This window comes from Streptomyces sp. NPDC059456, from assembly GCF_042750055.1.
In the GTDB taxonomy this organism is placed as follows: Bacteria; Actinomycetota; Actinomycetes; order Streptomycetales; family Streptomycetaceae; genus Streptomyces.
The window spans coordinates 1-3,895 of record NZ_JBHYVA010000759.1; the positions used below are offsets into that span (position 1 = coordinate 1).

Annotated in this window: 4 protein-coding genes; 2 read left to right on the forward strand and 2 right to left on the reverse strand. The window is 73.4% G+C overall.

The window, feature by feature from the left end; all coding sequences use genetic code 11:
• Positions 1–386 (reverse strand): HAD family hydrolase (locus tag ACFXA3_RS37920; RefSeq protein WP_385195077.1); only part of this gene is annotated, 386 nt, incomplete at its 3' end.
• A gap of 140 nt (positions 387–526) precedes the next feature.
• Between ACFXA3_RS37920 and fahA the strand changes: the two genes are divergently transcribed.
• Positions 527–1,750 carry a fumarylacetoacetase gene (gene fahA / locus ACFXA3_RS37925; protein ID WP_385195080.1) on the forward strand — a complete coding sequence of 408 codons (1,224 nt, stop codon included), beginning with the start codon at positions 527–529 and terminating at the stop codon, positions 1,748–1,750.
• Between the two features lie 111 nt (positions 1,751–1,861).
• On the forward strand, positions 1,862–2,227 hold the full coding sequence (locus ACFXA3_RS37930; protein ID WP_385195082.1) for a HEAT repeat domain-containing protein: 366 nt from the start codon (positions 1,862–1,864) through the stop codon (positions 2,225–2,227).
• Between the two features lie 131 nt (positions 2,228–2,358).
• On the opposite strand, the gene nuoN is transcribed toward ACFXA3_RS37930, so the two are convergent.
• Positions 2,359–3,885, reverse strand: a complete 1,527-nt coding sequence (gene nuoN / locus ACFXA3_RS37935) for an NADH-quinone oxidoreductase subunit NuoN (protein WP_385195085.1) — start codon at positions 3,883–3,885, stop codon at positions 2,359–2,361.
• Positions 3,886–3,895: the final 10 nt, after the last annotated feature.

Genomic DNA, 3,895 nt, shown 5'->3' on the forward strand with positions numbered 1-3,895 from the left:
GGCGCCATCAGCATCTCGGCGTCCACCCCCTCCCCGTCGACGGCCGCGTAGACCTCTCCGATCTCCGCCTCGATCTTCCCGAGCGCCACCTCGGCCAGCTCCCGGTCCATCTCCACGGAGTGCAGCAGGCGGCCGCGCGCCGTGTCGTACACCTGCGCGCCCTGCCCGCACACTGCAAGCCCTGTGTAGCCGAGGTCGTCCAGCACGTGCCGGACCTGTGGGACGGGGCGTCCGGTGACGATGATGTGTTGGGCGCCGGCGGCGCGCGCCGTCGCGAGCGCCGCGTACGAGCGGGCGGAGACGGTGTCTCCGGCGCGCAGCAGGGTCCCGTCCAGGTCAGTGGCGATGAGAGAAAAAGGGAGGGCCGAAAGCGGGGCGGAGTTCACGGCGCAAGGATACGGACCCCATTGGACAAGTCCTACAAATAGCGCCCGAATCCGGCCTCCCACAGGCCCCACTGGGCACGTAACGTATCAACCAGCCACCGGGATACCCCCGGACCGCGTCGAAAGCGAGGCAGTACCCCATGCCCCAGCAGAGCCCCCTCGATGTCCCCGAGGGCGACCCGTTCGGGCCGCACAACCTCCCGTACGGCGTCTTCTCCCCTTCCGGGGATCCGCGCCGTCGCATCGGTGTGCGCATCGGCGGACACGTGCTCGACGCCGGGGCGGCCGCGGTCGCGCTCGGTTCCCCGTACGCGGCGCTCCTCGGGCAGTCCTCGCTCAACCCGCTGCTGGCCGCCGGCCGCACCGCCTGGCGCGACGTGCGCCGCGCGCTGACCGCCTGGGTGACCAACCCCGGCCACCGGGAGACCGTCGAGCCGCACCTGCACCCGCTCGACGCCGTCACCCTGCACCTGCCCTACGAGGTCGCCGACTACGTCGACTTCTACGCGAGCGAGCACCACGCCACCAACGTCGGCAGGATGTTCCGCCCGGACGGTGACGCCCTGACGCCCAACTGGAAGCACCTGCCGATCGGTTACCACGGCCGCTCCGGCACGATCGTCGTCTCCGGCACCGACGTCGTGCGCCCCTCGGGGCAGCGCAAGGCCCCCGCCGATCCGGTGCCCGTCTTCGGCCCGTCGGTCAAGCTCGACATCGAGGCGGAGGTCGGCTTCGTCGTCGGCACCCCCTCCGAGCTGGGCCGCCCGGTGCCGCTGGCCGAGTTCGAGGACCACGTCTTCGGACTGTTCCTGCTCAACGACTGGTCGGCGCGCGACATCCAGGCCTGGGAGTACGTGCCGCTGGGCCCCTTCCTCGGCAAGTCCTTCGCCACCTCCGTCTCCGCCTGGGTCACCCCGCTGGAGGCCCTGGACGCGGCCCGGGTCACCCCGCCCGCCCGCGACTTCCCGCTGCTGCCCTACCTCGACGACGCCGACGCCGACCGGCCCGGCGGCTTCGACCTGCACATCACCGTCTCCATCAACGGGCAGGAGGTGGCGCAGCCGCCGTTCGCGACGATGTACTGGACCGCCGCCCAGCAGCTCGCGCACATGACCGTCAACGGCGCCTCCCTGCGCACCGGCGACGTCTACGGATCCGGCACGGTCAGCGGCCCCGAGGTCGCCCAGCGCGGCTCGCTGCTGGAGCTGACGTGGAACGGCCGCGACGCCATCGAGCTCGCCGACGGCAAGCGCACCTTCCTGGAGGACGGCGACACCGTCACCCTCACCGCCTGGGCGCCGGGCCCCGAGGGCACCCGCGTCGGCCTCGGCGAGGTCACCGGCCGCATTGTGGGATCCCGCTAGTCCGTCCCTCGGGACGAACGAGCGCACCGGGGTGGCGGAGCTTTCCGCCACCCCGCTGTCGTAGCAGGTCACAGCCCTGCGGCTGAGGGCGGGCGGTGGCGCAACAGGGCCCTGCGCCCGTACCTCACCGACGCCGATCCTGCGGTGCGGGCCGGCGCCGTGGCCGCGATCGGCGAGACCGTCCCCGCGGGGGCGGGCCCGGCGCTCGCGGCCCGCCTCGGCGATGCGGAGCGCGCCGTACGGGCGGCCGCCGCGGGCTCGCTGCGGGAGCTGCCGGAGGTCCTGCCGGGTGACCCGGAGCTCGGGGCCGCCCTGCGCGCGGCGCTCGCCGTAGCGGACCCGGTGGTGCGCGCGACCGCCCTGGAGGCCCTGCGCGCGCTGCGGCTCGGCGACGGCGGCCTGTACGCGGAGCACCTCGCGGACCCCGACCCGGAGGTGCGGGTCCACGCGGTGCGGGCGCTGGCCACGACCGTCTGAAGGTGGCCGTCCCCTTCCGCGTCGACCTCGGTCTCACCGAGATCACCTCGGAGCATCGCAGCACCGGCCAGAGGGCTGCACACGACTGGCCCGGCCCCCATCGGGAGCCGGGCCCAGTCGTGCCGTGGGCGTCAGCGGACGAACGTGCTCGCCTGGCCCGCCAGGTCCAGGAAGTACTGCGGGGCCACGCCCAGGACCAGGGTGACGGCCACGCCGACCGCGATCGTGGTCATCGTCAGCGGTGACGGGACGGCCACCGTCGGGCCGTCCGCCTTCGGCTCGCTGAAGAACATCAGCACGATCACCCGGATGTAGAAGAACGCGGCGATCGCGGAGGAGAGGACACCGACCACGACCAGCACGCCCGCGCCGCCCTCCGCCGCCGCCCGGAACACGGCGAACTTGCCGGAGAAGCCGGATGTCAGCGGGATGCCGGCGAAGGCCAGCAGGAACACCGCGAAGACCGCCGCCGTCAGCGGGGAACGGCGGCCCAGGCCCGCCCACTTGGACAGGTGGGTGGCCTCGCCGCCCGCGTCCCGCACCAGCGTGACCACGGCGAACGCGCCGATCGTCACGAACGAGTACGCGCCCAGGTAGAAGAGGACGGACTGGACTCCCTGCGCCGACGTGGCGATCACACCGGCCAGGATGAACCCGGCGTGCGCGATCGACGAGTAGGCCAGCAGGCGCTTGACGTCGGTCTGGGTCACCGCGATCACCGCACCGGCCAGCATGGTCACGATCGCCACGCCCCACATCACCGGCCGCCAGTCCCACCGCAGGCCGGGGAGGACGACGTACAGGAGGCGCAGCAGCGCGCCGAACGCGGCGACCTTCGTCGCGGCCGCCATGAAGCCCGTGACCGGGGTCGGGGCTCCCTGGTAGACGTCCGGGGTCCACATGTGGAAGGGGACCGCGCCGACCTTGAAGAGCAGGCCCATCAGGATCAGCGCCCCGCCGATGAGCAGCAGCACGTCGTTGCCCATGGTGTCGGCGAGCGCGGGGTCGATCTTCGTGACCGTGCCGTCGACGACGTCGGCGATGGCCGCGTACGAGACCGAGCCCGCGTACCCGTAGACCAGGGCGATGCCGAAGAGGAGGAACGCCGAGGAGAAGGCGCCGAGCAGGAAGTACTTGACCGCGGCCTCCTGCGACATCAGCCGCTGGCGGCGGGCGACGGCGCAGAGCAGGTACAGCGGGAGGGAGAAGACCTCCAGGGCCACGAACAGCGTCAGCAGGTCGTCGGCCGCCGGGAAGATCAGCATGCCGGAGATCGCGAACAGGGCCAGCGGGAAGACCTCGGTGGTGGTGAAGCCCGCCTTGACGGCGGCCTTCTCGCTGTCGCTGCCCGGTACGGACGCCGCCTGGGCGGCGAAGGAGTCCACCCGGTTGCCGTGGGCGGCCGGGTCCAGGCGCCGCTCGGCGAAGGTGAAGACCGCGACGATCGAGGCGAGCAGGATGGTGCCCTGCAGGAACAGTGCCGGGCCGTCGACCGGCCCCGCGCCCCACCCCCCCCGGTGGGCCGCGTGGCCCCCCCCGCCCCCCCCGGCGCGGCCGCCCCCCCCCCCAGGGCCCTGTCGGCGCGGCGCGCCAACCAGGGGCCAGCCGGCCCCGGCGATGCGCTGCTCGGGGCTGCCGCCGGCGAGGAGCGGGCCCATGGCCCTGGAG

Coding starts and splice junctions, on each gene's coding strand:
- fahA (WP_385195080.1), top strand. CDS start 527: ATGCCCCAGCAGAGCCCCCTCGATGTCCCCGAGGGCGACCCGTTCGGG.
- nuoN (WP_385195085.1), bottom strand. CDS start 3,885: ATGGGCCCGCTCCTCGCCGGCGGCAGCCCCGAGCAGCGCATCGCCGGG.